The following is a 2850-nucleotide window of genomic DNA, read 5'->3' as shown; positions in this document are numbered from 1 at the left end:
TGCACCCTCAAAACCGAACAATGTATGACTTACGTTTCAGGCCGCCTGCTTCATTCGTAGGTCAAGCCCTCGGGCTATTAGTACCGGTCAGCTTCACATGTTACCACGCTTCCACCTCCGGCCTATCAACCAGGTAGTCTTCCTGGGCCCTTACCTCATAAGGAGTGAGAGATCTCATCTTAGGGGGAGTTTCACGCTTAGATGCCTTCAGCGTTTATCTCGTCCGTACATAGCTACCCAGCTATGCCCTTGGCAGGACAACTGGTGCACCAGAGGTACGTCCATCCCGGTCCTCTCGTACTAAGGACAGCTCCCTTCAAATCTCTTACGCCCGCAACAGATAGGGACCGAACTGTCTCACGACGTTCTGAACCCAGCTCGCGTGCCACTTTAATCGGCGAACAGCCGAACCCTTGGGACCGAATTCAGCCCCAGGATGTGACGAGCCGACATCGAGGTGCCAAACCTCCCCGTCGCTGTGGACGCTTGGGGGAGATCAGCCTGTTATCCCCAGGGTAGCTTTTATCCGTTGAGCGATGGCATTTCCACTCACATACCACCGGATCACTAACTCCAACTTTCGTTACTGCTCGACCCGTCGGTCTCGCAGTTAGGCTGGCTTATACGTTTACACTCACTGCACGATTTCCGTCCGTGCTGAGCCAACCTTTGAGCGCCTCCGTTACTCTTTAGGAGGCGACCGCCCCAGTCAAACTGCCCGCCTAACAGTGTCCCCCGACCGGATTCACGGCCGCAGGTTAGAAAACCAGCAACTCAAGAGTGGTATCCCACCAGCGGCTCCACACAAGCTGACGCCCGTGCTTCCAAGCCTCCCACCTATCCTGTACATGAATTACCGATTTTCAGTATTAAGCTGCAGTAAAGCTCCATGGGGTCTTTCCGTCTAGTTGCGGGTAACTGGCATCTTCACCAGTACTACAATTTCGCCGGGCGGGCTGTTGAGACAGTGCCCAAATCATTACGCCTTTCGTGCGGGTCAGAACTTACCTGACAAGGAATTTCGCTACCTTAGGACCGTTATAGTTACGGCCGCCGTTTACCGGGGCTTCAATTCAATGCTTCGCCTTGCGGCTAACATCTCCTCTTAACCTTCCGGCACCGGGCAGGCGTCAGCCCATATACGTCATCTTTCGATTTAGCATAGACCTGTGTTTTTGGTAAACAGTTGCTTGGGCCTATTCTCTGCGGCCTCTTTCGAGGCTCCCCTTCTTCCGAAGTTACGGGGTCAACTTGCCGAGTTCCTTAACAACCCTTCTCCCGTTGGCCTTAGGATTCTCTCCTCATCTACCTGTGTCGGTTTGCGGTACGGGCACCTTAGCATACACATGAGCTTTTCTCGCCTCAGGGCATCACGGACTTCGCTACTCTAATTTCGCTCCCTTTCGCCCGGGTCAACCAACGCCCGGGTTCCGTTATCCCCAAGTGTCCCTCATGCTTAAGTTTCGGTGGTCACGGAATTTCTACCGTGTGTGCATCGCCTACGCCTTTCGGCCTGAGCTTAGCTCCCGACTTACCTTGGGCGGACGAACCTTCCCCAAGAAACCTGAGATTTTCGGCCATTATGATTCCCACATAATTCTCGCTACTCATTCCGGCATTCTCACTTCTGTACAGTCCACCGCTGCTCCCGCTGCGACTTCGCCCCGTACAGAACGCTCCCCTACCACTGTCTAAAAGACAATCCTAAGCTTCGGTTCCATGCTTAGCCCCGTTATATTTTCCGCGCAGAGTCACTCGACCAGTGAGCTATTACGCACTCTTTTAATGAGTGGCTGCTTCTAAGCCAACATCCTGGTTGTTTTCGCAATTCCACATCGTTTTCCACTTAGCATGAATTAGGGACCTTAGCTGTAGGTCTGGGCTGTTTCCCTTTTGACAATGAAACTTATCTCACACTGTCTGACTGCTATGCATCAATTAGCCGGCATTCTTAGTTTGATAGGCGTTGGTAACTTTATCAGCCCCTCTACCATTCAGTGCTTTACCTCCGGTAATCTAACATAACGCTAGCCCTAAAGCTATTTCGGGGAGAACCAGCTATCTCCGAGTTCGATTGGAATTTCACCGCTACCCACAAGTCATCCGCCACCATTGCAACGGGGGTCGGTTCGGTCCTCCATGAGATTTTACTCTCACTTCAACCTGCTCATGGGTAGGTCACCCGGTTTCGGGTCTATGGCAACGAACTTTATACGCCCTGTTCAGACTCGCTCTCGCTGCGCCTCCGGTACTGAATACCTTAAGCTTGCTCGTTACTATAACTCGCCGGACCGTTCTACAAAAAGTACGCCATCAGCCGTTAACGGCCTTTGACTGCTTGTAAGCACAAGGTTTCAGGTTCTTTTTCACTCCCCTCCCGGGGTCCTTTTCACCTTTCCCTCACGGTACTGCTCCTCTATCGGTCATCAGGTAGTATTTAGGCTTGGAGGGTGGTCCCCCCTGTTTCCCACGGGGTTTCACGTGTCCCGCGGTACTCTGGATCCGATCTCACGGCCTTCTCTTTCGCCTACGGGACTCTCACCCTCTGTGGTGGGCCTTCCCAGACCCTTCGGCTAGATAACTTCCGCTAAATGATCGTCCGCAACCCCGGTGAATAAATCCACCGGTTTGGCCTCCTCCGTGTTCGCTCGCCACTACTTACGGAATCTCGGTTGATGTCTTTTCCTCGCCCTACTTAGATGTTTCAGTTCAGGCGGTTCCCCACGTACACCTATTTGATTCAATGCACGTTACATGGATATTGTCCATGTGGGTTGCCCCATTCGGAAATCTCCGGATCAATGGATATTTGCTCCTCCCCGAAGCTTATCGCAGCTTGTCACGTCCTTC

General features: G+C 52.6%; 1 rRNA gene. It reads right to left on the bottom strand.

Annotation, left to right across the window (positions count from 1 at the left end):
* Positions 1-57 precede the first annotated feature (57 nt).
* A 23S ribosomal RNA gene (locus tag ACTNBU_RS12445) occupies positions 58-2850 on the bottom strand; the annotation flags it as partial.

Origin of the sequence: Dysosmobacter sp. HCP28S3_G4 (assembly GCF_052065175.1) — a bacterium.
In the GTDB taxonomy this organism is placed as follows: Bacteria; Bacillota; Clostridia; order Oscillospirales; family Oscillospiraceae; genus Oscillibacter.
This window is presented reverse-complemented; position numbering and strand designations above follow the sequence as displayed.